This window comes from Streptomyces sp. VNUA24 (assembly GCF_029167005.1).
Classification (GTDB): Bacteria; Actinomycetota; Actinomycetes; order Streptomycetales; family Streptomycetaceae; genus Streptomyces; species Streptomyces scabiei.
This window is the reverse complement of sequence record NZ_CP119143.1, coordinates 2586033-2612740: the sequence shown is the minus strand read 5'-3', so window position 1 is coordinate 2612740 and position 26708 is coordinate 2586033. Positions and strand designations below refer to the sequence as shown.

Below are 26708 nucleotides of genomic sequence, written 5' to 3'. Positions count from 1 at the left end.
CGCGACACCCGGCATCCGCCGCAGACGCCGCCCACTGGGCGGCGTGTCCGAAATAGTGCGTATTGGGTCGGCAGTGTAGAACGGGAGATGTGACGGCCATGGCTCTGAAGACTCCCCAGCTCAACCACGCTTCTGCCGTGCCCGCGCCGGGTGACGAGCGGTGACCGAAACCGGGACGGCGCGCACCCGTGACCCGGAGCGCGACACCCTCGACAAGGCCGGAGCCGAGAACTTTCCCGTCGCCCCGTTCTTCCTGCCCCGGGCCTGGCGCGAGGACCTCATGGCCGTCTACGGCTTCGCCCGCCTCGTCGACGACATCGGTGACGGCGACCTCGCCCCCGGCGGCGCCGACGCCCGTCTCCTCGGCGTCGGCCCGCGGGACGCCGAGGACCGGCTCCTCCTGCTCGACGCCTTCGAGGCCGACCTGGCCAAGGTCTTCGACGGCACCCCGGGCCACCCGCTGCTGCGCCGCCTCCAGCGCACGGTCCGCGGACGCCGTCTCGCCCCCGAGCCGTTCCTCGCCCTGATCGCCGCCAACCGCCAGGACCAGCTGGTCAAGCGGTACGAGACCTACGACGACCTGCTCGCCTACTGCGCGCTGTCCGCGAACCCCGTCGGCCGGCTGGTCCTCGCCGTCACCGGCACCACCACACCCGAGCGGGTCCGGCACTCCGACGCGGTCTGCACCGCGCTGCAGATCGTCGAACACCTCCAGGACGTCGCCGAGGACCTGGGCCGCGACCGGATCTACCTCCCGGCCGCCGACCTGAAGCGCTTCCACGTCCAGGAGGCCGATCTCGCCGCGCCCACCGCGGGCGCCTCGGTGCGCGCGCTCATCGCGTACGAGGCGGAACGCGCCCGGAACCTCCTGGACGACGGGACCCCCCTCGTACGGAGCGTCCACGGCAGGCTGCGGCTGCTGCTCGCGGGGTTCGTGGCGGGCGGCAGGGCGGCCCTGCACGCGATCGCCGCCGCCGGACACGACGTACTTCCCGGCCCGCCCGAGCCCGGCAGGCTCCGGCTGCTGCGCGAGGCGGGCGCGACCCTGCGAGGAGAGGGGTGATCCGGACCGTGGAGTCGGAACCGCACACGTCCGCGCCGGTACTCGCCGCCTACAGCTACTGCGAGGCCGTCACCGGACAGCAGGCCCGTAACTTCGCCTACGGCATCAGGCTGCTGCCGACGCCCAAACGCCGCGCGATGTCCGCGCTGTACGCCTTCTCCCGGCGCGTCGACGACATCGGTGACGGCGCGCTCGCGGTCGAGGTCAAGGCGGCCCGGCTGCAGGAGACCAGGGCGCTGCTCACCCGGGTCCGGGACGGCTCGGTCGACGAGGACCACACGGATCCCGTCGCGGTCGCCCTCGCCCACGCGCAGGCCGCCTTCCCGATCCCGCTCGACGCGCTCGACGAACTCATCGACGGCGTCCTGATGGACGTACGCGGCGAGTACTACGAGACCTGGGACGACCTGAAGGTCTACTGCCGCTGCGTGGCCGGGTCCATCGGCCGGCTCTCGCTCGGTGTCTTCGGCACCGAACCGGGGGCACGCGGCTCGGAACGCGCGCCGGAGTACGCCGACACCCTGGGGCTCGCGCTGCAACTGACCAACATCCTCAGGGACGTTCGCGAGGACGCGGAGGGCGGCCGTACCTACCTGCCCACCGACGACCTCGCGAAGTTCGGCTGCTCGGCCGGGTTCGCCGGGCTGCTCCCGCCGGCCGACTCCGACTTCGCGGGTCTGGTGCACTACGAAGTCCGCCGGGCCCGCGCCCTGTTCGCCGAGGGCTACCGGCTGCTGCCGATGCTCGACCGCCGCAGCGGCGCCTGCGTCGCGGCCATGGCCGGCATCTACCGCCGGCTGCTGGACCGCATCGAGCGCGAGCCGGAGGCCGTCCTGCGCGGCCGGGTCTCGCTGCCCGGCCGGGAGAAGGCGTACGTCGCCGTGCGCGGCCTCTCCGGACTCGACACCCGCCATGTGTCGCGCCGTACCGTCAGGAGGCGCGTCTGATGGACAATTCACTCAGCGGTGAATCCATCGGGGAAAAGTGGTACGCAACCCTCCGCACCGGCGCGGCGTCCCTGACTGCGACGGACCGCCGCGGCCGGCTTCGACACCCCGGCGGACCGGCAGGGGAGGGCGCACGATGACCGACCGCGCACAGCCCGGAGGACCACCCGACGGGCACCGTACGGGCCGGACCCCCGCCACGGCCGTGGTGGTCGGCGGGGGACTGGCCGGTGTCACCGCCGCGCTCTCGCTCGCCGACGCGGGCGTCCGGGTCACCCTGCTGGAAGGCCGGCCCCGCCTCGGCGGACTGGCCTTCTCCTTCCGGCGCGGCGACCTGACCGTCGACAACGGACAGCATGTGTACCTGCGGTGCTGCACCGCCTACCGCTGGTTCCTCGACCGGGTCGACGCAGCCGCGCTCGCGCCCCTGCAGGATCGTCTCGACGTGCCGGTTCTCGACGCCGGGGGCCGGGCCGGGCGGCGGCTCGGCAGGCTGCAGCGCGACGCGCTGCCCGTCCCCCTGCACCTGGGACGCAGCCTCGCCACGTACCCCCACCTCTCCCTCGCCGAGCGCGCGCGGGTCGGGCGGGCCGCACTGGCGCTCAAGGCGCTCGACCCCGCCGATCCCGCCCTGGACGCACAGGACTTCGGTAGCTGGCTGGCCGCGCACGGCCAGTCGGCGCGGGCCGTCGAGGCGCTGTGGGACCTCGTCGGGGTCGCCACCCTCAACGCCGTCGCCGGGGACGCCTCCCTCGGGCTCGCGGCGATGGTGTTCAGGACGGGCCTGCTGTCCGACCCGGGCGCGGCCGACATCGGCTGGGCCCACGTCCCGCTGGGCGAACTGCACGACGCGCGCGCCCGCAAGGCGCTCGACTCGGCGGGCGTGCGCACCGTGCTCCGCGCCCGCGTCACGTCGCTCTCCCCCGGGGAGAACGGGAGCTGGCGGGTCGGGACGGCCGGCGAGAGCCTGGACGCCGACACGGTCGTCCTCGCCGTACCGCAGCGCGAGACGTACGACCTGCTGCCCGCGGGAGCGCTCGACGAGCCCGGACGGCTGCTGGAGATCGGCACCGCGCCGATCCTCAACATCCATGTCGTGTACGACCGCAAGGTGCTGAGCCGGCCGTTCTTCGCGGCGCTCGGCTCACCCGTGCAGTGGGTCTTCGACCGCACGGAGGCGTCCGGGCTCGGCGAGGGCCAGTACCTGGCGCTGTCGCAGTCGGCCGCCCGGGACGAGATCGACACTCCCGTGTCCGCACTGCGCGAGCGCTATCTGCCCGAGCTGGAGCGGCTGCTGCCGCACGCGCGCGACGCGCGCGTGCGGGACTTCTTCGTGACCCGGGAGCGCACGGCGACGTTCGCTCCCACCCCCGGCGTCGGACGGCTCAGGCCCGGCGCCCGCACCAAGGCACCCGGCCTGTACCTGGCCGGAGCGTGGACCGCCACCGGGTGGCCCGCGACCATGGAGAGTGCGGTCCGCAGCGGCATCGGCGCGGCGGACGCCGCCCTCGCCGCGCTGGGCCGGCCCCGGAACCACCTCTTCGCCTTCGAGGAGGCCGCGTGACGCTCGAAGCGCACCGGGGCGGTTCCCGCACTCCCGGTACCACGAACACACCGACATCTGGAGAGACTGTGCCCACTGTGCCCCCGGCCGTGACGGCCGCTGCGAGGACCGCGGTGGACGTGACCGCGCTCCTGGAGCGCGGGCGGACCCTGGCGACCCCCGTGCTGCGGGCGGCCGTCGATCGCCTGGCGCCCCCCATGGACACCGTCGCCGCCTACCACTTCGGCTGGATCGACGCCCACGGCAACCCGGCGGACGGCGACGGCGGCAAGGCCGTACGTCCCGCCCTCGCCGTCATGTCCGCCGAGGTCACCGGCGCCGCACCCGAGGCCGGCATCCCCGGCGCGGTCGCGGTGGAACTGGTGCACAACTTCTCGCTGCTGCACGACGACCTGATGGACGGCGACGAGCAGCGCCGCCACCGCGACACCGTCTGGAAGGTCCACGGCCCCGCCCAGGCCATCCTCGTCGGTGACGCGCTGATGGTCCTCGCCAACGAGATCCTGCTCGAACTGGGCACCGCCGAGGCGGCCCGCGCCACCCGCCGCGTCACCACGGCGACCCGGGCGCTCATCGACGGCCAGGCCCAGGACATCTCCTACGAGCACCGCGAGCGGGTCACCGTCGAGGAGTGCCTGGAGATGGAGGGCAACAAGACCGGCGCCCTCCTTGCCTGCGCCTGCTCCATCGGCGCCGTCCTCGGCGGAGCCGACGACCACACCGCCGACACCCTGGAGAAGTACGGCTACCACCTCGGGCTCGCCTTCCAGGCCGTCGACGACCTGCTGGGCATCTGGGGCGACCCGGTCTCCACCGGCAAGCAGACCTGGAGCGACCTGCGCCAGCGCAAGAAGTCCCTGCCGGTCGTCGCCGCCCTCGCGGCCGGCGGCCCGGCCTCGGAGCGGCTCGGCGAGATCCTGGCCGCCGACGCCAAGGCCAGCGACTTCGAGAACTTCTCCGAGGAGGAGTTCGCCGCGCGCGCCGCCCTCATCGAACAGGCGGGCGGCCGCGAGTGGGCCGTCCAGGAGGCCCGCCGCCAGCACACGATCGCCATCGAGGCGCTGGACTCGATCCGGATGCCCGAGCGGGTCCGGGACGAGTTCGCGGCCCTCGCCGACTTCGTCGTCGTACGGAAGAGATGACCACCCGCACCCAGGAGCCGGCCCTCATCGGCCGAATAGCCCTCGCGTAGTCGCCGGCCGGTGCCCGTCACCGGACACGCACCGGCCGACGGCTGACCCACCGCAGAGAGATCCGTCCACTGCACGAAGGGGAAGCCATGACAGCGACGACCGACGGAAGCACCGGGGCCCTGCCGCCCCGCGCCCCCTCGGCCAGCGACACCGACCAGGGCACTCCTGTGGCGGCAGGGGTTCAGGAGGCGGCCCTGCACGCCGTGGGGCGGGCCACCGACTTCCTGCTCTCCCGGCAGGACGCCCAGGGCTGGTGGAAGGGCGACCTGGAGACCAACGTCACCATGGACGCCGAGGACCTGCTGCTCCGTCAGTTCCTGGGCATCCGCGACGACGCCACCACCCGGGCCGCCGCCCTCTTCATCAGGGGCGAACAGCGCCCGGACGGCACCTGGGCCACCTTCCACGGCGGCCCGCCCGACCTCTCGGCCACCGTCGAGGCGTACGTCGCGCTGCGGCTGGCGGGCGACGACCCGGCCGCGCCGCACATGGCGACGGCGTCCGCCTGGATCCGGGCGCGGGGCGGGATCGCCGCCGCCCGGGTCTTCACCCGCATCTGGCTGGCGCTGTTCGGCTGGTGGAAGTGGGACGACCTGCCGGAGATGCCGCCGGAGATCATCTACTTCCCCCCGTGGATGCCGCTGAACATCTACGACTTCGGCTGCTGGGCCCGCCAGACGATCGTGCCGCTGACCGTGGTGTCGGCGAAGCGCCCGGTGCGGCCGGCGCCGTTCCCGCTCGACGAATTGCACACCGACCCGGGGCGGCCGAACCCGCCCAGACCCTTGGACCGGCTGGGCAGTTGGGAGGGAGCCTTCCAACGGCTCGACCGGGCCCTGCACGGCTACCACAAGGTGGCACTGAAGCGGCTGCGCCGGGCGGCCATGAACCGGGCGGCCCGCTGGATCGTCGAACGCCAGGAGAACGACGGCTGCTGGGGCGGCATCCAGCCGCCCGCCGTGTACTCGGTCATCGCGCTGCACCTGCTCGGCTACGACCTGGGGCACCCCGTGATGCGGGCCGGGCTGGAGTCCCTGGACCGGTTCGCCGTGTGGCGCGAGGACGGGGCACGGATGATCGAGGCGTGCCAGTCCCCGGTGTGGGACACCTGCCTCGCCACCATCGCCCTCGCCGACGCCGGGCTGCCCCCCGACCATCCCCAACTGGTCAAGGCCGCCGACTGGATGCTCGGCGAGGAGATCGTCCGCCCCGGCGACTGGTCGGTGAGGCGTCCCCAACTCCCGCCCGGAGGCTGGGCGTTCGAGTTCCACAACGACAACTACCCCGACATCGACGACACCGCCGAGGTCGTCCTCGCACTGCGCCGGGTGCGGCACCCCGACCCCGAGCGCGTGGAGAGGGCCGTGCGGCGCGGGGTGCGCTGGACCCTGGGCATGCAGTCCGGGAACGGGGCGTGGGCGGCGTTCGACGCCGACAACACCAGCCCGTTCCCCAACAGGCTGCCGTTCTGCGACTTCGGCGAGGTCATCGACCCGCCGTCCGCCGACGTCACCGCGCACGTCGTGGAGATGCTCGCGGCGGAGGGCCTGTCCCACGACCCGCGCACCCGGCGCGGCATCGAGTGGCTGCTCGCCGAACAGGAGCCCAGCGGTGCCTGGTTCGGCCGCTGGGGCGTCAACTACGTCTACGGCACCGGGTCGGTGGTCCCCGCCCTGGTGACCGCGGGGCTGCCCGCCACGCACCCCGCGATCCGCCGGGCCGTGGCCTGGCTGAAGACCGTCCAGAACGACGACGGCGGCTGGGGCGAGGACCTGCGTTCCTACCCCGACCCGGCCGAGTGGGGCGGCAAGGGCGCCTCCACCGCCTCCCAGACCGCGTGGGCGCTGCTCGCGCTGCTCGCGGCGGGGGAGCGGGACACCGGGGCCACCGAACGCGGCGTCGCGTGGCTGGCCCGGACCCAGCGGGAGGACGGCTCCTGGGACGAGCCGTACTTCACCGGCACCGGCTTCCCCTGGGACTTCTCGATCAACTACCACCTCTACCGGCAGGTCTTCCCGCTCACCGCCCTCGGCCGCTACGTCCACGGCGAACCGGCCGTCCTGAAGCCCGGGACACGCTGATGACCGCGCCCTCCGCCCCGGCCCCGCTGCTGATCGCCTGCGCGCTCGGCATCGAACGGCTCGCCCTGCGCGGCCGCGACCGGGCCGGAGCGGGAGGACCGGTCACTGTCCTGCGCACCGGCATGGGGGCGAGGGCCGCCGAGCGGTCCGTCACCCGGGCCCTCGCCGACCCGGGGCTGCGTGACGCGGCCGTGCTGGCCACCGGGTTCTGCGCCGGACTCGCGCCGGGCATGCGGCCCGGTGACCTGGTCGTCGCCGAGGAGACCTGGGGCCCCGGCGATGCCGTCACCCGCTGCGTCTCCTCCCGGCGCCTGGTCGAGGAGGTGCGGCGCGCCGTGCCCGGACGCGCGGTCCACACCGGCCCGCTCACCGGCTCCGACCACGTCGTACGCGGTCAGGAGCGGTCCGAGCTCCACGCGACCGGCGCACTCGCGGTCGACATGGAGTCCGCCGTCACGCTCCACTGCGCCGTGCGATCGGGCGCACGCCCGGTTGCGGCCGTCCGGGTGGTCGTGGACGCTCCAGAACATGAACTGGTCCGGATCGGCACGGTACGCGGTGGAATATCAGCTTTCCGCGTCCTTCGTGCCGTCCTTCCCGCTTACTACGAATGGCACCGTTCCTTGCTGCTCCCCAGGAGGTGAGCCAGATGGCCATGCCGCTCCGCCAGTCCATCAAGGTGGCGACGTATCTCGCTGAACAGAAGCTCCGCAAGCGGGAGAAGTTCCCGCTGATCGTCGAGCTGGAACCGCTCTACGCCTGCAACCTGAAGTGCGAGGGCTGCGGCAAGATCCAGCACCCGGCGGGCGTGCTCAAGCAGCGCATGCCGGTGGCGCAGGCCGTGGGCGCCGTCCTGGAGTCCGGAGCGCCGATGGTGTCGATCGCCGGCGGCGAACCCCTGATGCACCCCCAGATCGACGAGATCGTGCGGCAGTTGGTGGCGAAGAGGAAGTACGTCTTCCTGTGCACCAACGCCCTGCTGCTGCGCAAGAAGATGGAGAAGTTCAAGCCCTCGCCGTACTTCGCGTTCGCCGTGCACATCGACGGGCTGCGGGAGCGGCACGACGAGTCGGTGGCGAAGGAGGGGGTGTTCGACGAGGCCGTGGCCGCGATCAAGGAGGCCAAGAAGCGCGGCTTCCGGGTCACGACCAACTCGACCTTCTTCAACACCGACACCCCGCAGACCATCATCGAGGTCCTCAACTTCCTCAACGACGACCTCCAGGTCGACGAGATGATGATCTCCCCCGCCTACGCCTACGAGAAGGCCCCCGACCAGGAGCACTTCCTCGGTGTCGAGCAGACCCGCGAGCTGTTCAAGAAGGCGTTCGCGGGCGGCAACCGGCGCCGCTGGCGCCTGAACCACTCGCCCCTGTTCCTGGACTTCCTGGAGGGCAGGGTCGACTTCCCGTGCACGGCGTGGGCGATCCCCAACTACTCGCTGTTCGGCTGGCAGAAGCCCTGCTACCTGATGAGCGACGGCTACGTCACCACGTACCGGGAGCTGATCGAGGACACCGACTGGGACGCCTACGGCCGGGGCAAGGACCCGCGCTGCGCCAACTGCATGGCGCACTGCGGCTACGAGCCGACCGCCGTCCTCGCCACCATGGGCTCGCTGAAGGAGTCCCTGCGCGCCCTGCGCGAGACGGTCTCCGGGAACCAAGGGAACCAGGGGTGACGTGATGAGCGCCGTGTCGCTGGGTGTGCCCGAGGTACCGGTCCGGCCGATCGCCGAGCGGCGTGTGTCGCGCGGCATCCGGGTCGGCACGGTGGCGGTCGGGGGCGGGGCCCCGGTCTCGGTGCAGTCGATGACGACGACCCGTACGTCGGACATCGGCGCCACCCTGCAGCAGATCGCCGAACTCACCGCGGCCGGCTGCCAGATCGTCCGCGTCGCCTGCCCCACGCAGGACGACGCGGACGCGCTGCCCGCCATCGCCCGCAAGTCGCAGATCCCGGTCATCGCCGACATCCACTTCCAGCCGAAGTACGTCTTCGCCGCGATCGAGGCCGGCTGCGCCGCCGTCCGCGTCAACCCGGGCAACATCAAGCAGTTCGACGACAAGGTGAAGGAGATCGCGCGGGCGGCGAAGGACCACGGCACCCCGATCCGGATCGGGGTCAACGCCGGCTCGCTCGACCGGCGGCTGCTCCAGAAGTACAGCAGGGCGACCCCCGAGGCGCTGGTGGAGTCCGCGCTGTGGGAGGCGTCGCTGTTCGAGGAGCACGGGTTCCGGGACATCAAGATCTCGGTCAAGCACAACGACCCGGTCGTGATGGTCGAGGCGTACCGGCAGCTGGCCGCCCGCTGCGACTACCCGCTGCACCTCGGGGTGACCGAGGCCGGACCCGCCTTCCAGGGCACCATCAAGTCCGCCGTCGCCTTCGGGGCGCTGCTCGGCGAGGGGATCGGCGACACGATCCGGGTGTCGCTGAGCGCCCCGCCCGTCGAGGAGATCAAGGTCGGCATCCAGATCCTGGAGTCGCTGAACCTGCGGCAGCGGCGGCTGGAGATCGTCTCCTGCCCCTCCTGCGGACGGGCGCAGGTCGACGTGTACCGGCTGGCGGACGAGGTGTCCGCCGGGCTGGAGGGCATGGAGGTCCCGTTGCGGGTCGCGGTCATGGGCTGCGTCGTCAACGGGCCCGGCGAGGCGCGGGAGGCCGACCTCGGCGTCGCCTCCGGCAACGGCAAGGGGCAGATCTTCGTGAAGGGCGAGGTCATCAGGACCGTGCCCGAGTCGAAGATCGTGGAGACCCTCATCGACGAGGCGATGAAGATCGCCGAACGGATGGAACGGGACGGCGTCGCGTCGGGGGAACCGGCGGTCACCGTGAGCTGACAACACGGGCTGAGAGAGCACGGATCGAGAGGGGGCCCGACGTGACGATTCTGGAGAGCATCCGGCAACCGCGCGACCTGAAGGCGCTGACCGAGGCGGAACTCGGTGAACTGGCCGAGGAGATCAGGGAGTTCCTGGTGCACGCGGTCGCCAGGACCGGAGGTCACCTGGGGCCCAACCTGGGGGTGGTGGAACTGACCGTCGCGCTCCACCGGGTCTTCGAGTCGCCGACCGACCGCATCGTCTGGGACACCGGTCACCAGAGCTATGTGCACAAGCTGCTGACCGGCCGTCAGGACTTCTCCAAACTGCGCGGCAAGGGCGGCCTGTCGGGCTATCCCTCGCGCGAGGAGTCCGAGCACGACATCGTCGAGAACAGCCACGCCTCCACCGCCCTCGGCTGGGCGGACGGCCTCGCCAAGGCCCGACAGGTGCTGGGGGAGCGGGGTCATGTGGTCGCGGTGATCGGCGACGGGGCACTCACCGGCGGCATGGCCTGGGAGGCGCTCAACAACATCGCGGCCGCCAAGGACCGACCGCTGATCATCGTCGTCAACGACAACGAGCGCTCGTACGCGCCCACCATCGGCGGCCTCGCCAACCACCTCGCCACCCTGCGCACCACCGACGGCTACGAGCGGTTCCTCGCGTGGGGCAAGGAGGTGCTGCTGCGCACCCCGGTCGTCGGCAGGGAGGTCTACGAGGCGCTGCACGGCGCGAAGAAGGGCTTCAAGGACGCGTTCGCGCCGCAGGGCATGTTCGAGGACCTGGGCCTGAAGTACGTCGGCCCGATCGACGGACACGACACCGGGGCCGTCGAGTCGGCGCTGCGCCGCGCCAAGCGCTTCCACGGCCCCGTCCTGGTGCACTGTCTGACGCAGAAGGGCCGGGGGTACGAGCCCGCGCTCGCCGACGAGGAGGACCACTTCCACACGGTCGGCGTGATGGACCCCCTGACCTGCGAGCCGCTCGCGCCGGCCGGCGGACCCTCCTGGACCTCGGTCTTCGGCGACGAGATCGTCCGGATCGGGGACGAACGCGAGGACGTCGTGGCGATCACGGCGGCCATGCTGCACCCCGTCGGGCTCGGCAGGTTCGCGGAGAAGTTCCCCGACCGGGTGTGGGACGTCGGGATCGCCGAGCAGCACGCCACCGTGTCGGCGGCCGGCCTCGCCACGGGCGGCCTGCACCCCGTGGTGGCCGTCTACGCGACCTTCCTCAACCGGGCCTTCGACCAACTGCTGATGGACGTGGCACTGCACCGGTGCGGGGTGACCTTCGTCCTGGACCGCGCCGGGGTGACCGGCGTGGACGGCGCGTCGCACAACGGCATGTGGGACATGTCCGTCCTCCAGGTCGTCCCCGGGCTGCGGATCGCCGCCCCGCGCGACGCCGAGCAGCTGCGGACCCAGCTGCGCGAGGCCGTCGCGGTGGACGACGCCCCCACGCTGATCCGGTTCCCGAAGGAGTCCGTGGGGCCGGAGATCCCGTTCCTGGGGCGGGTGGGCGGCATGGACGTCCTGTACCGCTCCGACACACCGGGGGACCCGGAGGTCCTGCTGGTCGCCGTCGGCGTGATGGCGCCGGTGTGTCTGGGAGCCGCCGAGCTGCTCCGGGCGCGGGGCATCGGCTGCACCGTCGTCGACCCGCGCTGGGTCAAGCCCGTCGACCCCGCGCTGCCGGGGCTCGCCGGCGCGCACCGGCTGGTGGCCGTCGTGGAGGACAACAGCCGGGCCGCAGGCGTCGGTTCGGCGGTCGCCCTCGCCCTGGGCGACGCCGAGGTCGACGTGCCGGTACGGCGGTTCGGGATTCCGGAGCGGTTCCTCCCGCACGCCAAGCGCGGGGAGGTGCTGGCCGACCTGGGGCTGACACCCGTCGACATCGCCGGCCGGATCAGCGCCTCGCTGTCCGCCGGTGACGAGGCGGCGAAGGGGGACCTGGCCGAGGCCGGGCCGTCGCGGGTCCGGCCGTCCGTGGCCGGGCCCCGCGCGGCCCGGCCGCCCCTGGCCCAGCCGTCCGTGCCCGGTCCTTGCGTGGCCGAGCCGTCCGAGGAGCAACCACGATGACCACCCGGGAACCCGCCGCCACCGAGGAGTTCGACCTCGGCAGACTCCTGGCCGAACGCGGCGCCGAGCGCTACGAGCTGCACGCCCGGCACCTCAACCACCAGCTCCCCCGGATGCTGCACACCATCGGCTTCGACAAGGTCTACGAGCGGGCCGAGGGCGCCTACTTCTGGGACGCGGACGGCAACGACTACCTGGACATGCTCGCCGGGTTCGGAGTGATGGGGCTCGGCCGCCACCACCCCGTGGTCCGCAAGGCGCTGCACGACGTGCTCGACGCCCAGCTCGCCGACCTGACCCGGTTCGACTGCCAGCCCCTGCCCGGGCTGCTCGCCGAGAAGCTGCTCGCCCACAGCCCCCACCTGGACCGGGTGTTCTTCGGCAACAGCGGCACGGAGGCCGTCGAGACCGCGCTGAAGTTCGCCCGGTACGCCACCGGCAGGCCACGCGTCCTCTACTGCGACCACGCCTTCCACGGGCTCACCACCGGCTCGCTCTCCGTCAACGGCGAGGACGGCTTCCGGGACGGCTTCGCACCGCTGCTGCCCGACACGGCCGTACCGCTCGGCGACCTCGACGCGCTGGCGAGGGAGCTGAAGAAGGGCGATGTGGCCGCCCTCGTCGTCGAGCCCGTCCAGGGCAAGGGCGTGCACGAGGCGCCGCCCGGTTATCTGCGCGCCGCCCGCGAACTGCTGCACGCGCACGGCGCGCTGCTGATCGTCGACGAGGTGCAGACCGGGCTCGGCCGCACCGGGGACTTCTACGCCCACCAGCACGAGGACGGGGTCGAGCCCGATCTGGTGTGCGTGGCGAAGGCGCTCTCCGGCGGCTATGTCCCGGTCGGCGCCACCCTCGGCAAGGAGTGGATCTTCAAGAAGGTCTACTCGTCCATGGACCGCGTGCTCGTGCACTCGGCGAGCTTCGGCTCCAACGCCCAGGCCATGGCCGCCGGGCTCGCCGTCCTCTCCGTCATGGAGAGCGAGCGGATCGTGGCGAACGCCCGGACCACGGGCGAGCTGCTGAAAGCCCGGCTCTCGGCGCTGGTCGACAAGTACGAGCTGCTCAGCGACGTACGCGGCCGGGGGCTGATGATCGGCATCGAGTTCGGCAGGCCGAGGTCGCTGAAGCTGCGCAGCCGCTGGACGATGCTCCAGGCGGCCCGCAAGGGGCTGTTCGCCCAGATGGTCGTCGTACCGCTGCTGCGCCGGCACCGCATCCTCACCCAGGTCTCCGGCGACCATCTGGAGGTGATCAAGCTGATCCCGCCCCTGATCATCGGGGAGCGTGAGGTGGACCGCTTCGTCGAGGCGTTCACCGAGGTCATGGACGACGCGCACAGCGGGGGCGGACTCATGTGGGACTTCGGAAAGACGCTGGTGAAACAGGCGGTGGCCAACCGTTAGAGAGGGGCCTATGGAGTACGGCGGTGGAGGTGCGGCCGGTGCGGGCGCCGCCCCGGGCGTGGGTGCGGGCGCCGACCCGGGCGCGGACTCTTTGCCTCTGAGGCAAGGAATTTGCCGCTGAGGCAAAACCCCGGCTGAATGGAGGCATGAGCCCCTCCGAGGGTACGCACCCTCCCGAGCCCCCGGCGGACGAGGCGCTGCCCGCCGTCGCACCGCAGCTGCGGGCCCTGCGCCGCCGGGCCTCCCTCACCCTGGAGGCCGCGGCCCGCGCCGCCGGCCTCTCGCCCGCGCACCTCTCCCGGCTGGAGACCGGTCGGCGCCAGCCCTCGCTGCCGATGCTGCTCACCCTGGCCCGCGTCTACGGTACGACGGTCTCGGAGCTCCTCGGTGAGACCGTCGCCGAGCGGGACGCCGTCCTGCGCGCCACCGACACGGAGCCCACCCGGGCCGGCGGCTGGACGTACTGGCAGGCGGGCGCGCCCGGGCGCGGGATGCAGGCCCTGCGTGTCCATGTGCCGCACGGCTCGCAGGGCGACATCGTGCGCGTGCATCCCGGGGAGGAGTGGCTCTACGTCCTGACCGGGCGGCTGCGCCTGCGCCTCGGGGACACCGCGCATCTGCTCGTGCCCGGCGACAGCGCCCACTTCGACTCGCTGACCCCGCACCGCATCGCCGCCGCCGACCAGGACGGCGCCGATCTCCTGTTCGTCCACACCCTGCTGCAGAGCCCGGCCGCCGCGCTGTGCCTCGGGCCGACCACTCCCGGAGAGACACCATGACCGACCTGGAAGAGAAGTTCCCCCGTGCCCTGTGGGTGCGGCTGATCATCTACATCGCGGTCGGCCATGTCTTCGCGGCCTTCATCTATCTGCTGTTCGAACTGGGCGCCCGGCAGTAGCCGCCGGTCCGGTCCTGGTCGATCCGGTCCTGGTCGATCCGGTCCGGTCCTAGTCGAGCAGGCGCTCGCGCAGCCGCTCGCGGGTCTGCGGGGCCAGCTTCAGGCCCTGTTCCAGATAGGTGTCGACATCGCCCCAGGTCTCCTCCAGGGTGTCGAAGGCCGCCTGGAGGTACTCGGCGCGGGCGTCGAAGAGGGGGCTCAGCAGCTCCATGATCTCCGGGGACCAGGCGCTCGCGGAGGAGCTGCTGCGGTGCACCTTGTAGCGGCGGTGCTTGGCGTTCGACTCCAGGTAGTCGGCGAGCACGGCCTCGCGCTCGACGCCGAGGGCGAGCAGCGTGACGGCGACGGAGAGCCCCGCGCGGTCCTTGCCCGCCGCGCAGTGCATCAGCGCGGGCACGCTGTCCTCGGCCAGCGCGTGCAGCACGCGGGAGTGCTCGGCCGTACGCTCCTTGATCATCTTGCGGTAGGAGGCGGTCATCCGGCCGGCCGCCCTGCCGTCGCCCAGCAGCGCGCGCAGCTGGTCCAGGTCGCCGTCGCGGACCATCTTCCAGAACTCGGCGCCGTCGGCCGGGTCGCTCAGCGGCAGGTTCACGTTGACCACGCCGGGGAGCGGGATGTCCGGCCCCTCCAGCTTCTGGTCGGCCGCGTTGCGGAAGTCGAAGATCGTGTGCAGGTCCAGCGAGGCGAGGAACGCGGCGTCCTCGTCGGTGGCGTGCGCTAGGTGCCCGCTGCGGAACAGGACCCCGTGACGCACGCGGCGGCCGTCCACCGTCGGCAGACCCCCCACATCGCGGAAGTTGCGCACTCCGGTCAGCTCGGGCTCGGTCGACGGGATCTGCTGCGTCACTGGGGCTCCCTCCCATCCGGCCGTCGGCGGCAATCGCCGGCGGGCACGCACTCCGCACTGAGGCGCGCCCTCGACGATACGACATGGGTGTGCGGCTCCCTGAGTTGTCCACAGGGGGCGCGGCGCGCTCGTCCGCGGTTGTCCACAGGCCCCGTCGAGCGCTCGGACCGACCTGCGATGATGTTGCCGCTTGATCGCACCTGATCGAATCTGTGAGGGCTTGATGTTGGAAATCGGCGCAGACGGCCGGACCTGGATTCTCACCGGGCCCAGGAGCAGCTATGCCCTGCGGCTCACGGACGACGGCGAGTTGCTGCACCTGCACTGGGGGCCGCGGATCGCGCTGGCCGACGCCGAGGAGCTGGCCGCCCGGCAGCGGTTGCCGTACTGGCCGTTCGAGGCCCCGGTCGACGGACACGAGGAGTACCCCGTCGAGGGCGGCCCCCGTTTCACCCGGCCCGCCCTGTCGGTGCGCACGGACGAGCGGCGCGGCACCGAGTGGACCTTCCGAGAGTACGAGGCCGACGCCGACGAGCTGCGGCTGCGGTTCGCCGACGGCGGGCTCGGGATCACACTGCACTACCGGCTGCGCGACGACGTGATCGAGCGCTGGGTGACCCTGGTCAACGACGGGCCGGCGGTGGAGCTGCTGCGGGCCGACTCGGCGACCTGGACGCTGCCGACCCGCGCGGAGGAGACCTGGCGGCTGTCCCAGCTGCACGGACGGTGGGCGGCCGAGTCCCGGCTCGTGCGCGCCGACCTCACCTACGGCGAGAAGGTCATCGGCAGTCGGCGCGGCCACACCGGGCACCAGCACCTGCCCTGGGTCGCCCTGGACACCGACGCCACCGAGGAGCACGGCGAGGTCTACGGCTGCGCACTCGGCTGGTCGGGGTCCTGGCGGATCGCGGTCGCCCAGCTGCCGGACGCGCGGGTGCAGATCACCGGTGGCGCCGGGTACGACGAGTCCGGTCTGCTGCGGCTGGAGACGGGCGAGACGTTCACCACCCCCGTCTTCGCCGGACTGTGGAGCGACGGCGGCCACGGCGGCGCGAGCCGCGCCTGGCACGCGTACCAGCGGGCGTACGTCATCCCGCACGCGGACCAGGACCGGCCGGTCCTCTTCAACTCCTGGGAGGCCACCGAGTTCGACATCTCCGAGGAGCAGCAGGGCGCGCTCGCGCGGCGCGCGGCGGCCATCGGGGTCGAGCTGTTCGTCGTGGACGACGGCTGGTTCGGGGCGCGGACGAGCGACCGGGCCGGCCTCGGCGACTGGACGCCCAATCCGGACCGCTTCCCGCAGGGTCTCAAGCCCCTGGCCGACGAAGTGCACGCCCTCGGTATGCAGTTCGGTATCTGGGTCGAGCCCGAAATGGTCAACCCGGACAGCGAGCTGTACCGGGCGCATCCCGAATGGGCCCAGTTCCAAACAGGACGAAAGAGGACGGAGCTGCGTAATCAGCTCGTCCTCAACCTCGCGCGCGAGGACGTCCAGGAATACCTCTGGGAGAAACTGGACGCGCTGCTGTCCGGTGCGCCGATCGACTATGTGAAGTGGGACTTCAACCGCTGCTTCACGGATGCCGGCTGGCCGGGCGAGTCGTATCCGCAGAAGCTGTGGGTCGAGCACGTGCACGCCTACTACGCCCTGCTGGACCGGCTGCGGGCCGCGCACCCGGGGGTGGCGTTCGAGTCGTGCTCCGGAGGCGGCGGCCGCATCGACCTCGGGGTGATGGCCCGGACCGACCAGGTCTGGACGTCGGACAACACCGACCCGCTCGACCGGCTCGCCATCCAGCACGGCTTCAGCCAGATCCACCCGGCCCGGACCATGGCCGCCTGGGTCACCGACAGCCCGAACAACCAGCTCAACGGTCGCGTCAGCTCCCTGCGGTTCCGCTTCGTCAGTGCCATGGCGGGTGTGCTCGGGGTGGGCGGCGACCTCACCGAGTGGACGGAGGAGGAGCTGGCCGAGGCCGGGGAGTGGGTCGAGCTGTACAAGCAGATCCGGCCCGTCGTGCAGCGCGGTGATCTGTACCGGCTGCGGCCGCCGACGGGTGGGCTGAGCGCCGTGCAGTACGTCCACGGCGACGAGGTGGTGGTCCTGGCGTGGCTCCAGGCCCAGCACTACGGCGAGCCGCCCGCCCCGCTCCGGCTGCGCGGCCTGGACCCGACAGAAACGTACGAGTGCCGCGAAACGGGCGAAGTGCACCGAGGGGCCGTGCTGTTGCACCACGGGCTATCGACGGGACTGCGCGGCGATTTCGATGCGAAGGTTATCCGCTTGCGTCGGACTTGAGCGATCCGTCCGAAATGCAGCCTTGATTCCAACAAGCCCTGGAATAAAGCCTACTGGCACGTAGGGGCGTGAGCAGCGTCATATTCGTGACGTTCCGCTGTCGCCATGTGCACGTAATTCGCGCACGATTCCAGGGCGGTTGGGAAAGGGGCACGACCCGTCTTTTACGGAGCGTGAGGGTTGATTGATGTAAGGATCAGGTAGGAAGACGCACAAGAAGTCCCAATGGTTGTCTCTGTGGCCACAAGTCGCTTACGTTCGGCGTCAATCCGGACGGACGCCCAATCCTGCCGCCGACCGGAGCCGCACACCGAACCGATCCACGGCAGGAGCGGGGGACCCACAGGAATCACCGCCTGTTCCGGTCTCCGGAACAAGCTAGGGGTCAAGCCGTGCGCGAGCACGGCCGGACATCTCCAGTCCGCACCCGACAGCTCACCTCGCAGGCGCCGGAGAGGAATTCGCCATGCCCGCGAAGGGTAAGCACCGCCGTCCCAAGTCCCAGCGTCTCACCCGCTCCATCGCCGCCGCCGGGACCGGTGGCGCCGCGCTCGCACTGCCGCTGATCGGAGCCGCCGGCGCCCAGGCCGCCACCCCGGCGGCCGCCGTGTCCGGTGTCTCCGAGAAGACCACCACCCTCACCGGCGAGCAGGCCGCGGCCGAGGCGGGCGCCCGGATCGCGCAGGCCGAGAAGACCGCTCAGGCCGAGCGGACCGCCGCCAAGAAGACGGCCAGAACCTACTCGGTGAAGGTCGGCGACTACCTGGCGAAGATCGCGGACGAGCAGGACGTCGAGGGAGGCTGGAAACGCCTCTACTCGGACAACCGCGCCGCGATCGGCTCCGACCCGTCGCTGATCCACCCGGGTCTGAAGCTGTCCATCGGCGGGCAGGGAGCGGGCGGTACGTCCCAGTCCTCGAAGCCGCAGCTGTCCCGGTCGTCGAAGGCCGTCGAGCCGTCCGAGTCGTCGCAGTCGCCCAAGTCCTCCGGCCCCTCGAAGAAGGAGTCCAAGGACACCCAGGCGTCGGCCTCCACGTCGAACGGCCAGTCCTCCTCGGCCAACGGCTCCGGCTTCAGCCTGCCCATCCAGGGCGCCACCGTGGGCACCGCGTACAAGACCGCCGGCAGCATGTGGTCCAGCGGCTACCACACGGGCGTCGACTTCGTGGCCCCGACCGGCACCGCCCTCAAGGCCGTGGGCGCGGGCACCGTCGTCTCCGCCGGCTGGGGCGGCGCGTACGGCAACCAGGTCGTCATCAAGCTGGCCGACGGCTACTACGCCCAGTACGCCCACCTCTCCTCGATCTCCGTCTCCGCGGGGCAGTCCGTGAGCGGCGGTCAGCAGATCGGTCTCTCGGGCGCGACCGGCAACGTCACCGGCCCGCACCTGCACTTCGAGATCCGCACCACTCCCTCCTACGGCTCGGACCTCGACCCGCTGGCCTACCTCCGCTCGAAGGGCGTCAGCGTCTGAGGCCCCGCTCCCCGTTGACGTCGAAGGCCGGTCCCGCTCCGCCGGGGCCGGCCTTCGACGTCCCCCGGCGCGGGGGCGTGTTGCGGTTGCGTGGCATGGCCGGTGGAAGCCTCGACAGGGGGTGACCGGGAGGACACAGTGATCTCCGTAAGCGCTTTCTACTCGGGGAAGCCCATGTCCCGTGGCGCGTCGTCGACGGACAGGAGTGTCATGACCACCCGCAGAGCTTTCGGGGTTCTCGCAGCCGGCGCGGCCCTCGCGGCACTCGGCCCGGCCGGACCGGCGACCGCGCACACGCGCGCGCCCGGGCGCCGGGGCCGGCTGATCGCCGCCGACGACTTCCGGCACGGACTCGGGTGCTGGGCGGTGGAGTTGGAGCGGGGCGGGGAGGTCACGGCCTCGCGCGGTGTGCTGGAGGTCGACGTGCCGGCCGGGGCCACGGTCTGGTTCCGGCGGCGGCTGGAAGGGCCGTACGCCGTCGAGTACACGGCCACGCCGGTCTCGGCGGGCGGGGCCAACGACCGGGTCTCCGACCTCAACAACTTCTGGAACGCCGTCGACGTGCGCTCGCCGGGCGATCTGTTCGCCACCCCGCGCGCGGGCGCGCTCGCCGAGTACGACCATCTGAAGACGTACTACGTCGGGTACGGCGCCAACACGAACACGACGACCCGCCTGCGCCGGTACGTCGGTGAGCCCGGGGTGCGGCCGCTGATCCACGACTACACCGAGCCGCTGCTCGTCGCCAACGCGCCGCACCATGTGCGGATCGTGTCCGACGGGTCGAAGGTGCAGTGGTGGAACAACGGCCGGCTGGTGTTCGACTACGTGGATCCCGCGCCGTACACCGAGGGACACTTCGCCTTCCGTACCACCTGGAGCCATTTCCGGATCGAGGACTTCCGGGTGTGGAGGTTGCGCGGTCGCCCTTGAGGGGCGGCAAGGGGGAGCGGGCTCGGGGCGGGCGCGGTGCCGCCGCCCCGGCCTGCGGTATTCCGGGTTGACCAACACTTGACGCGTGGTCTATCTCACCGGTCGTCAAGCCCTTATTACGGTCGCGTAGGTCACATGTGAAGGTGAATCATGGGCCGATGTGGCAGACGATTCGAATGACAGCAGAACGATGATCGGGTCGTACGTGGCGCTGGGGGACAGCTTCACCGAGGGCGTCGGCGACCCCGGGCCCGACGGGCGGTTCGTCGGCTGGGCCGACCGGTTCGCCGTACTCCTCGCGGACCGGGTGCCCGAGGGCGACTTCGACTACTCCAACCTGGCCGTGCGGGGAAAGCTCCTCGACCAGATCGTGGCGGACCAGGTGCCGAGGGCACTGGAACTCGCGCCGGATCTGATCTCCTTCTGCGCGGGCGGCAACGACATCATCCGGCCGGGTACCGACCCCGACGAGGTCGCCGAGCGGTTCGAGCGCGCGGTGGCCAGGCTCACGTCGGCGGTCGGCACGGTCATGGTGACCACCGGGTTCGACACCCGTGACGTGCCCGTGCTGAAGCATCTGCGCGGCAAGATCGCCACGTACAACCTGCATGTGCGGGCCATCGCCGACCGGTACGGGTGTCCGGTGCTGGACCTGTGGGCCCTGAAGACGGTGCAGGACCGGCGGGCCTGGGACCTCGACCGCCTGCACCTGTCCCCGGAGGGGCACACGCGGGTCGCCCTGCGGGCCGGGCAGGTGCTCGGCGTCGACATCCCCGCCGACCCGGACCAGCCGTGGCCCCCGCTGCCGCCGCGCGGCACGCTGGAGATGCGGCGGGACAACATCCAGTGGGCGCGGGAGTACCTCGTGCCGTGGATCGGACGGCGGCTGCGGGGAGAGTCCTCCGGCGACCACGTCTCGGCGAAGGGGCACCTGTCGCCGGACGACATCAGGGTGCGGATCGGGGCGGTGGCCTGAGCGGGGTGCCTCCGGCGGTTCGGCGAATTCGAAGTGGGCCGGGGGTGCGCCGCTGAGGTGAGGCGCGTGGGGTTGGGGGGGCGTGCGGGTCGGTGGGCGGGGTTCCGGCTCGTTGTGGTTGCTCGCGCAGTTCCTCGCGCCCCTGATGGGGTGGGGGCGTTCGGCAGGGGTGGGCTGGGCTGGGCTGGTCGTGGTGGGGTGTGGGTCGGTGGGCGGGGTTCCGGCTCGTTGTGGTTGCTCGCGCAGTTCCTCGCGCCCCTGAAGGGGCGGGGGCGTCCGGCGGGGGTGGGCGGGGTTCCGGCTCGTCGTGGTTGTTCGCGCGGTTCCCCGCGTCCCTGAAGGGGTGGGGTCAGCGGGTTGCTGCTGTCAGGGATGCTCGGGTCAGGCCCAGCTCGTGGGCCAGGGCCTCGTCGGCCCATTCCTGGGCCCGGGTGCGGGAGACGGTGCCGCCGTAGGCCGTCAGCTGGACGGCCAGGCCGTCCAGGAGGGCGGTGAGGCGCAGGGCCGTCGCCGAGGGGTCCGGGCAGCGGAACTCCTCGGCGGCCACGCCCGCCTCGATCACCTCGGTGAGGGCGGCCTTCCAGCGGGTGTCCAGTTCTCGGGTGACCTCGCGCAGGGCGGGATCGCGCACGGCGGCAGCCCAGCCCTCGATCCACAGCCGCCAGCCCTTGGCCTGACCGGTGGGCGCGTACCAGCGGACGGCCGCACGGAGCCGGCGCAGCGCCGTGGTGCGCCGGCCCAGCAGCTTGCGGAGATGGGCGAGGTCGTCCTCGGCGGCGTACCGGAAGGCCTCGGCCACCAGTCTTTCCTTGGTCGAGAAGTGGTACAGCACCAGGGCGTTGCTCACCCCGAGGACGGCGGCCACGTCGGCGATCCGCACCGCCGCGACGCCCCGCTCCTCGATCTGCCCGACGGCGGCCCGGAGCAGCTCCGCGCGCCGCTCGGCCACACTCAACCGCACCCTGCCCACACGGCAACCCTACCCAGGCCCGCGGACCGCCGCGGCCCCGCTCAGCGGTGCCGACCGAATCTCTCCGTGATGGCCGGTACCCGGTCGGCGGCGATGGCGTGGGCCGCGGCGCGGGGGGTCGTGCCGTCGGCCCCGGCCCGGGTGAGCATCAGGTCGACGAGGGCGCGCATGGAGCGGCGGACGTGGGCGAACGCCTCGTCCGCGGTGGGTCCGACGTCGCCGAAGAGGGTCCACCACCACCAGGCGTTCGTCCCGGAGTTGACCACTACGTCGGGCAGGACGGTGACCCCCCGGCGGGCGAGCGCCTCCTCGGCCGCCGGCAGGACGGGCATGTTGGCCGCCTCGACGATCAGCCGGGCGGTCACCCGGTGCTCGTTGGCGGCGTCGATCGCGTAGGAGACGGCCGCGGGGACCAGGACGTCGGCCTCCGCGGCGAGCCAGGCGTCGGCCGGCGCCTCCCGGTCCTCGGGCCGCAGCGCCGAACGGTCGACCGTGCCGTACGGGTCGCGGGCCGCGAGCAGCGCCTCGACGTCCAGGCCCGCCGGGTTCGTGAGGGTGCCCTTGATGTCGGCCACGGCGACGACCGTGAGCCCGGCGCGGGCGAGGAAGCGGGCGGTGGCCCCGCCCATGGTGCCCAGGCCCTGTACCGCGACCCGCGTCCCGGCGTACGGCGCGGCGGCCCTGTCCAGGGCCGTGAGCACGGACTCGGCGACACCGCACCCGCCGACCAGCTCGTCGAGGCCGATGCCGTCCACCTGGACCGCGAACGCGTCCGCGAGGCGCCGCCGGGCGGCGCTCTCGTCGTCGAGGAGGGGGTAGACCGCCTGGATCGTCGACACGAGACCCGCCTCCGCCGCCGCGCGGTCCATGAGGTCCTGGGTGAGCCCGAGATCCTCACCGGTGGTCCAGAAGTGCTCGATGTACGGGCGCATCGCCCGCAGGTAGCGGACCAGGACGCCGTACGCCCCCGGGTCCCGGGGGTCGTAGTCGATGCCGCCCTTGGCGCCGCCGAGCGGGACGTAGCGGCTCGCGGGGTCGTAGTGCAACGCCTCCTTCACGGTCATGCCACGGGCGAGCCCGGCGACCTCGTCGAGGGTGCAGCCCGGCCGCATCCGCAGACCTCCGCTGGAGACCCCGCGTACCAGCCGGTCCACCACGAGGAAGCCCTGTCGGCCCGTGACGTCGTCGGTCCAGGTCAGGGACACGAACGGGGGCGTGGTCATGGGACTCCTCGGGTCGGCCCGGCGGGGCGGAGGAACGGGGCGGAGGAACGGGGCGGAGGAACGGGCGAAGAATGCGGGCGGCGGGAACAAAACGAGCTACTGAATAGTTGGTCAGTATTGCACCGCGCGGGTTCGGGTCGGACCCGGCGTTGCCACCGAGGCAGCCCATAATGGGATGCCTGAGCGAATTCACCAGGAGGTGCCGTGTCCGGTTCCGGATCCCGTTCTCTCAGCTCGGGGCTGCGCGCAGCGCGGCCCGCGGCCTTCGGCGCGGACCCGAGCGGTGCCCGGATGGAGCGGATCCGCAGATCCCCGCACTTCGCGAACGGGGTCTTCGTGAATCCCGAGGGCGCCCAGATCCGTCCCTCCGGCGGCGCCGCCGCGGAGATGGCGAAAAGCTGGTTCCGCAAGGACGAGCGGGTGCGGCGGGCCCCCGCGGGGCCGATCCCCGTGCACGCCACGACCCTCGCCGACCTGGCCTCGCCCCCGGCGAGCGGGCTGCGGATCACATGGATGGGCCATTCGAGCGTGCTCGCCGAGATCGACGGGCACCGGGTGCTCTTCGACCCCGTCTGGGGCGAGCGCTGCTCCCCCTTCGCCTTCGCCGGGCCCCGGCGGCTGCACCCCGTGCCGGTGCCGCTGGCCGCGCTCGGACCGGTCGACGTGGTGGTCATCTCGCACGACCACTACGACCACCTGGACATGCCCTCGATCAAGGAGCTGGCGGGCACGGACACCGTCTTCGCCGTACCCCTCGGTGTCGGCGCCCATCTGGAGCACTGGGGCGTCGGCGCGGACCGGATCCGCGAGCTGGACTGGCAGGAGGCGACGAAGGTCGGCGGGCTCACCCTGACGGCCACCCCCGCCCGGCACTTCTGCGGCCGGGGCCTGCGCAACACCCAGCACACGCTGTGGGCCTCCTGGGTCGTCGCCGGTGACGAGCACCGGATCTATCACAGCGGCGACACCGGGTACTTCGGCGGCTTCGCGGACATCGGCGCCGAGCACGGCCCGTTCGACCTCACGATGATCCAGGTCGGGGCCTACTCCGAGTTCTGGCCCGACATCCACATGACTCCCGAAGAGGGGCTGCAGACCCATCTCGACCTGCAGGGCGGGGAGCCCGGCGGCGTGATGATGCCGATCCACTGGGCGACGTTCAACCTGGCGATGCACGCCTGGGCCGAGCCGGGCGAGCGGATGATGTGGGCCACGCACGGCGCGGGGGTCACGATGGCCGCCCCGCGCCCGGGGGCGCCGTTCGAGCCGCGGAACACCCCGCCGGTGGACCCGTGGTGGCGTGCCGTGGCCCGGCAGCCGGCCGGCGGCTGGGCCGCCTGGCCGCCCGTGGGGGACCGGCTGGACCTGGTGGCCGAAAGCTGAGAAATCCGCTCGGGAATTCTCCCGACAGGGTGATTTTTCGATCGATGTCGAGGGCCGGGGAGCCATGCGCTCCCCGGCCCTCGACGTCTGTCGGTGACCTGATCTGAACGGCTCTGATCGGAATTCCCGCGCAAAAGGAAAGCGAGAGGAACGCGCGTCCGAAAAATAATCGGACTGTCGCACGAGCCCTCATACCAGAGCGGGACGCTTTGTGAAGGTCTTTGTCAACTGCGCACCGCACATGACGCATCGGCGACTACTGTGAGTTGCCGTCGGACGACGCTGGGCTGAATTCTTCGACTCTCGCGACCGACACGCGAGGGCGGATGCCCACGTCGCCCGGACGCGGCAATCCCCCCACGCTCCAGACGGACCAGTACGAGGACGCTGATGTCTCACCTTCGCGCACCGGCCGCCCGCGCAGACCGCCGTGAGGGCGGGCGGCACGGACGATCGGCCACCCGCGCCGTCCCCTCGCTGCCCGAGATCCACATACGGCCACAGCTGATGCGCCTCGCGGTCCTGCCCCCCACCGCGGTCGCCCTCAGCGCCTGTGCCGCCGTCCTCTTCACCTTCCGTGCCGGCGGCGCCCGCCCCAGCCTCACCCTGTGGGCGGTCCTCGCCGGAACCGCCGCGGTGGCCCTCGCCGGCATCGCGATCGGCGCCGTGGCCGCCGGCCGCGCCGCCCGCTCCGTCCGGGACCGCCTCGACGCCCTGCGGCAGGTCAGCGGCCGGAGCGAGGACGACCTGCGCGCCCTCGTCGACGCGCTCCGGCGCGGCGACCAGCCGCCCGCGCGCGGCCCGCACGCCAAGCCCGCCCCGGACGCCGACGACTTCGAACTGCTCGCCGCCGATCTGACCCGGGCCCACGACAGCGCCGTCACCGCCGTCGTCCAGGCCGCCCAGCTCTCCAGCCACGCGGGCAGCGAACAGAAGCTCGAAGTCTTCGTGAACCTGGCCCGCCGGCTGCAGTCGCTCGTCCAGCGCGAGATCACCATCCTGGACGACCTGGAGAACGAGATCGAGGACCCCGACCTCCTCAAGGGCCTCTTCCACGTCGACCACCTCGCCACCCGCATCCGCCGCCACGCCGAGAACCTCGCCGTCCTCGGCGGCGCCGTCTCCCGCCGCCAGTGGAGCAACCCCGTCTCCATGACCGAGGTGCTGCGCTCCGCCATCGCCGAGGTCGAGCAGTACTCCCGGGTCAAGCTGGTGCCCCCCGTCGACGGCACCCTGCGCGGGCACGCGGTGGCCGACGTCATCCACCTCCTCGCCGAACTCGTCGAGAACGCCACCGTGTTCTCCGCCCCGCACACCCAGGTCCTGCTCCGCGCCAACCTCGTCACCTCCGGACTGGCCGTCGAGGTCGAGGACCGGGGGCTCGGCATGCCCGTCACCGAGCAGGACCGGATGAACACCCTGCTCGCCGACCCCGACCAGGTCAACGTCGCCAGCCTTCTCCAGGACGGCCGCATCGGCCTGTTCGTGGTCTCCCAGCTGGCCCGCCGCCACGGCATCCAGGTCCGGCTGCAGAGCAACATCTACGGCGGTGTCCAGGCCGCCTTCGTCGTCCCGCAGGGCCTCCTCGGCAGCGAGCCGGGCGACCTGCCGCAGACCCGGCCCCAGACCCACGCGCAGCCCCAGCCCCCCACCGGCCAGAGCACCCCCGTACGCCACCCCGACACGCCCCGCCACGTGCAGGCCGCCCCTGCCCAGCGGTCGTCGGGATCCGGTCCGGCCGACGGTCCGGCCGCCGACCGCCGGGCCGCCGATCAGCCGGACCGCACCGCCACCGGCCGGCCCTCGCCCGTGCCGCCCGCCCGTCCGGCCGGCACGCGCCCCGAGCCCGGCCACCGCTCCGCCCCGGGCCCGGCGCGTGCCTCCGTGCCCCGGCAGCAGGGTCCGGGACGGTCCGGCGGTCAGCAGACGTCCGGCCGGGGCGCCGGCGGTCCGGTCCCGTTGCCCGTGCGGGGCGCCCGGGGCGAGCGGCCCACCCCCGCCGAGGCGGTCCCCGGCATCCGCCCCGACGACCGGCGGGCCGTCGACGAGAACGCCGGGGCACCCCCCACCCCCCGCGTCGGCGGTGCCGTACGCGGGACCATGGGCAAGCCCCAGCTGCCCCGCCGCCGCGCCCAGCAGCACATCGTGCCGCAGCTCCGCGGCGGCCCCGCGCCCACGCCCTCGCGGGACCCCGATCACTACGTCGGCCACGACCCGGGGCTGATGGCCGCCTTCCAGCGCGGCATCGGGCTCGCCGAGGCCCGTCGGACGGAGAACTCCGACTGGGACACCTCCACGCTGGACACGACCGCCGCGGACCTCGCACCCCCCGCCCCCGACGCCGCCGCCCGCATCGACACGGGACAACTGACGACCGGCTCCCCGGCCCCACCGGCCCACGCCCGGCCCCAGGGAGGACACCCGCTCGGCGGACACCCCGCGGGCGCCGCCCCCATAGCCGTACCGCCGTCGGCCCTCGACGCGGCACACGACCGCACCTCCCGGCAGGACGGGAGCGCACCGGCCGGATGACCAGCCCCCTCAC

At 72.4% G+C, this 26708-nt stretch carries 21 protein-coding genes and 1 riboswitch; of the genes, 18 read left to right on the top strand and 3 right to left on the bottom strand.

All coding sequences use genetic code 11. The features are described 5' to 3' along the window. The first annotated feature begins 160 nt into the window (after window positions 1–160). The 12 genes from hpnC to PYR72_RS10860 all read left to right on the top strand — a co-directional run bounded on the left by hpnC (window position 161) and on the right by PYR72_RS10860 (window position 14058). Window positions 161–1063 carry a squalene synthase HpnC gene (gene hpnC, locus PYR72_RS10915; RefSeq protein ID WP_275455136.1) on the top strand — a complete coding sequence of 301 codons (903 nt, stop codon included), beginning with the start codon at window positions 161–163 and terminating at the stop codon, window positions 1061–1063. Next, entirely contained in the window at window positions 1060–2010 is a 951-nt protein-coding gene (gene hpnD, locus PYR72_RS10910) for a presqualene diphosphate synthase HpnD (protein ID WP_275455135.1), read from the top strand. The genes hpnC and hpnD overlap by 4 nt, the downstream gene beginning before the upstream one ends. Window positions 2011–2146: 136 nt before the next feature. After that, window positions 2147–3574 (top strand): hydroxysqualene dehydroxylase HpnE, encoded by a 1428-nt coding sequence (gene hpnE, locus PYR72_RS10905; RefSeq protein ID WP_275455134.1) that lies wholly within the window; start codon window positions 2147–2149, stop codon window positions 3572–3574. A gap of 89 nt (window positions 3575–3663) precedes the next feature. Then, complete coding sequence (locus PYR72_RS10900) at window positions 3664–4716, top strand: polyprenyl synthetase family protein (RefSeq protein WP_275460379.1); 1053 nt, start codon at window positions 3664–3666, stop codon at window positions 4714–4716. A gap of 137 nt (window positions 4717–4853) precedes the next feature. Beyond that, window positions 4854–6848 (top strand): squalene--hopene cyclase, encoded by a 1995-nt coding sequence (gene shc, locus PYR72_RS10895; RefSeq protein ID WP_275455133.1) that lies wholly within the window; start codon window positions 4854–4856, stop codon window positions 6846–6848. After that, on the top strand, window positions 6848–7492 hold the full coding sequence (locus PYR72_RS10890) for a 1-hydroxy-2-methyl-2-butenyl 4-diphosphate reductase (RefSeq protein ID WP_275455132.1): 645 nt from the start codon (window positions 6848–6850) through the stop codon (window positions 7490–7492). Before shc ends, PYR72_RS10890 begins: the two co-directional genes overlap by 1 nt. Before the next feature lie 5 nt (window positions 7493–7497). Further along, on the top strand, window positions 7498–8529 hold the full coding sequence (gene hpnH, locus PYR72_RS10885) for an adenosyl-hopene transferase HpnH (RefSeq protein WP_037725429.1): 1032 nt from the start codon (window positions 7498–7500) through the stop codon (window positions 8527–8529). A gap of 4 nt (window positions 8530–8533) precedes the next feature. Next, entirely contained in the window at window positions 8534–9691 is a 1158-nt protein-coding gene (ispG, locus tag PYR72_RS10880; protein WP_275455131.1) for a flavodoxin-dependent (E)-4-hydroxy-3-methylbut-2-enyl-diphosphate synthase, read from the top strand. A gap of 41 nt (window positions 9692–9732) precedes the next feature. Then, complete coding sequence (gene dxs / locus PYR72_RS10875) at window positions 9733–11757, top strand: 1-deoxy-D-xylulose-5-phosphate synthase (RefSeq protein WP_275455130.1); 2025 nt, start codon at window positions 9733–9735, stop codon at window positions 11755–11757. Continuing rightward, entirely contained in the window at window positions 11754–13160 is a 1407-nt protein-coding gene (locus PYR72_RS10870) for an aspartate aminotransferase family protein (protein ID WP_275455129.1), read from the top strand. The genes dxs and PYR72_RS10870 overlap by 4 nt, the downstream gene beginning before the upstream one ends. Before the next feature lie 146 nt (window positions 13161–13306). Then, window positions 13307–13939 carry an XRE family transcriptional regulator gene (locus tag PYR72_RS10865; protein WP_275455128.1) on the top strand — a complete coding sequence of 211 codons (633 nt, stop codon included), beginning with the start codon at window positions 13307–13309 and terminating at the stop codon, window positions 13937–13939. Further along, window positions 13936–14058: a DUF6126 family protein gene (locus tag PYR72_RS10860; protein WP_059080090.1), complete on the top strand. Its 123-nt coding sequence runs from the start codon at window positions 13936–13938 to the stop codon at window positions 14056–14058. Before PYR72_RS10865 ends, PYR72_RS10860 begins: the two co-directional genes overlap by 4 nt. A gap of 49 nt (window positions 14059–14107) precedes the next feature. On the opposite strand, the gene PYR72_RS10855 is transcribed toward PYR72_RS10860, so the two are convergent. Continuing rightward, entirely contained in the window at window positions 14108–14905 is a 798-nt protein-coding gene (locus tag PYR72_RS10855) for a tyrosine-protein phosphatase (RefSeq protein WP_275455127.1), read from the bottom strand. Window positions 14906–15128: 223 nt separating this feature from the next. Here PYR72_RS10855 and PYR72_RS10850 point away from each other — a divergent pair, with 223 nt between their 5' ends. The 4 genes from PYR72_RS10850 (at window position 15129) to PYR72_RS10835 (ending at window position 20587) form a co-directional block, all read left to right on the top strand. Beyond that, window positions 15129–17204 carry an alpha-galactosidase gene (locus PYR72_RS10850; RefSeq protein WP_275455126.1) on the top strand — a complete coding sequence of 692 codons (2076 nt, stop codon included), beginning with the start codon at window positions 15129–15131 and terminating at the stop codon, window positions 17202–17204. Window positions 17205–17507: 303 nt separating this feature from the next. Beyond that, a riboswitch (cyclic di-AMP (ydaO/yuaA leader) is annotated at window positions 17508–17666 on the top strand. 4 nt (window positions 17667–17670) lie between these two features. Continuing rightward, a complete protein-coding gene (locus tag PYR72_RS10845) occupies window positions 17671–18678 on the top strand; it encodes a M23 family metallopeptidase (protein ID WP_275455125.1) in 1008 nt (335 codons plus the stop codon). A 210-nt stretch (window positions 18679–18888) separates the two neighbouring features. Further along, a complete protein-coding gene (locus PYR72_RS10840; RefSeq protein WP_275455124.1) occupies window positions 18889–19611 on the top strand; it encodes a DUF6250 domain-containing protein in 723 nt (240 codons plus the stop codon). 190 nt (window positions 19612–19801) lie between these two features. Continuing rightward, on the top strand, window positions 19802–20587 hold the full coding sequence (locus PYR72_RS10835; protein WP_275455123.1) for an SGNH/GDSL hydrolase family protein: 786 nt from the start codon (window positions 19802–19804) through the stop codon (window positions 20585–20587). A gap of 349 nt (window positions 20588–20936) precedes the next feature. Here the strand turns inward: PYR72_RS10835 and PYR72_RS10830 are convergent, their stop codons facing one another. Both PYR72_RS10830 and PYR72_RS10825 read right to left on the bottom strand, forming a co-directional pair. Then, complete coding sequence (locus PYR72_RS10830) at window positions 20937–21557, bottom strand: TetR family transcriptional regulator C-terminal domain-containing protein (RefSeq protein WP_275455122.1); 621 nt, start codon at window positions 21555–21557, stop codon at window positions 20937–20939. A 41-nt stretch (window positions 21558–21598) separates the two neighbouring features. Continuing rightward, window positions 21599–22780 (bottom strand): Glu/Leu/Phe/Val dehydrogenase dimerization domain-containing protein, encoded by a 1182-nt coding sequence (locus PYR72_RS10825; protein WP_275455121.1) that lies wholly within the window; start codon window positions 22778–22780, stop codon window positions 21599–21601. A 204-nt stretch (window positions 22781–22984) separates the two neighbouring features. Here PYR72_RS10825 and PYR72_RS10820 point away from each other — a divergent pair, with 204 nt between their 5' ends. Then, window positions 22985–24163: an MBL fold metallo-hydrolase gene (locus PYR72_RS10820; RefSeq protein ID WP_275455120.1), complete on the top strand. Its 1179-nt coding sequence runs from the start codon at window positions 22985–22987 to the stop codon at window positions 24161–24163. Between the two features lie 390 nt (window positions 24164–24553). Continuing rightward, window positions 24554–26695 carry an ATP-binding protein gene (locus PYR72_RS10815; protein ID WP_275455119.1) on the top strand — a complete coding sequence of 714 codons (2142 nt, stop codon included), beginning with the start codon at window positions 24554–24556 and terminating at the stop codon, window positions 26693–26695. The last annotated feature ends 13 nt before the right edge of the window (window positions 26696–26708 follow it).

Bases quoted from the DNA above. Each gene is read 5' to 3' on its own strand.
- shc (WP_275455133.1), top strand. From the start codon at position 4,854: ATGACAGCGACGACCGACGGAAGCACCGGGGCCCTGCCGCCCCGCGCC.
- PYR72_RS10835 (WP_275455123.1), top strand. From the start codon at position 19,802: ATGATCGGGTCGTACGTGGCGCTGGGGGACAGCTTCACCGAGGGCGTC.
- PYR72_RS10860 (WP_059080090.1), top strand. From the start codon at position 13,936: ATGACCGACCTGGAAGAGAAGTTCCCCCGTGCCCTGTGGGTGCGGCTG.
- PYR72_RS10890 (WP_275455132.1), top strand. From the start codon at position 6,848: ATGACCGCGCCCTCCGCCCCGGCCCCGCTGCTGATCGCCTGCGCGCTC.
- PYR72_RS10870 (WP_275455129.1), top strand. From the start codon at position 11,754: ATGACCACCCGGGAACCCGCCGCCACCGAGGAGTTCGACCTCGGCAGA.
- PYR72_RS10840 (WP_275455124.1), top strand. From the start codon at position 18,889: ATGACCACCCGCAGAGCTTTCGGGGTTCTCGCAGCCGGCGCGGCCCTC.
- hpnH (WP_037725429.1), top strand. From the start codon at position 7,498: ATGGCCATGCCGCTCCGCCAGTCCATCAAGGTGGCGACGTATCTCGCT.
- PYR72_RS10825 (WP_275455121.1), bottom strand. From the start codon at position 22,780: ATGACCACGCCCCCGTTCGTGTCCCTGACCTGGACCGACGACGTCACG.
- PYR72_RS10815 (WP_275455119.1), top strand. From the start codon at position 24,554: ATGTCTCACCTTCGCGCACCGGCCGCCCGCGCAGACCGCCGTGAGGGC.
- PYR72_RS10845 (WP_275455125.1), top strand. From the start codon at position 17,671: ATGCCCGCGAAGGGTAAGCACCGCCGTCCCAAGTCCCAGCGTCTCACC.
- ispG (WP_275455131.1), top strand. From the start codon at position 8,534: ATGAGCGCCGTGTCGCTGGGTGTGCCCGAGGTACCGGTCCGGCCGATC.
- hpnE (WP_275455134.1), top strand. From the start codon at position 2,147: ATGACCGACCGCGCACAGCCCGGAGGACCACCCGACGGGCACCGTACG.
- PYR72_RS10850 (WP_275455126.1), top strand. From the start codon at position 15,129: ATGTTGGAAATCGGCGCAGACGGCCGGACCTGGATTCTCACCGGGCCC.
- PYR72_RS10865 (WP_275455128.1), top strand. From the start codon at position 13,307: ATGAGCCCCTCCGAGGGTACGCACCCTCCCGAGCCCCCGGCGGACGAG.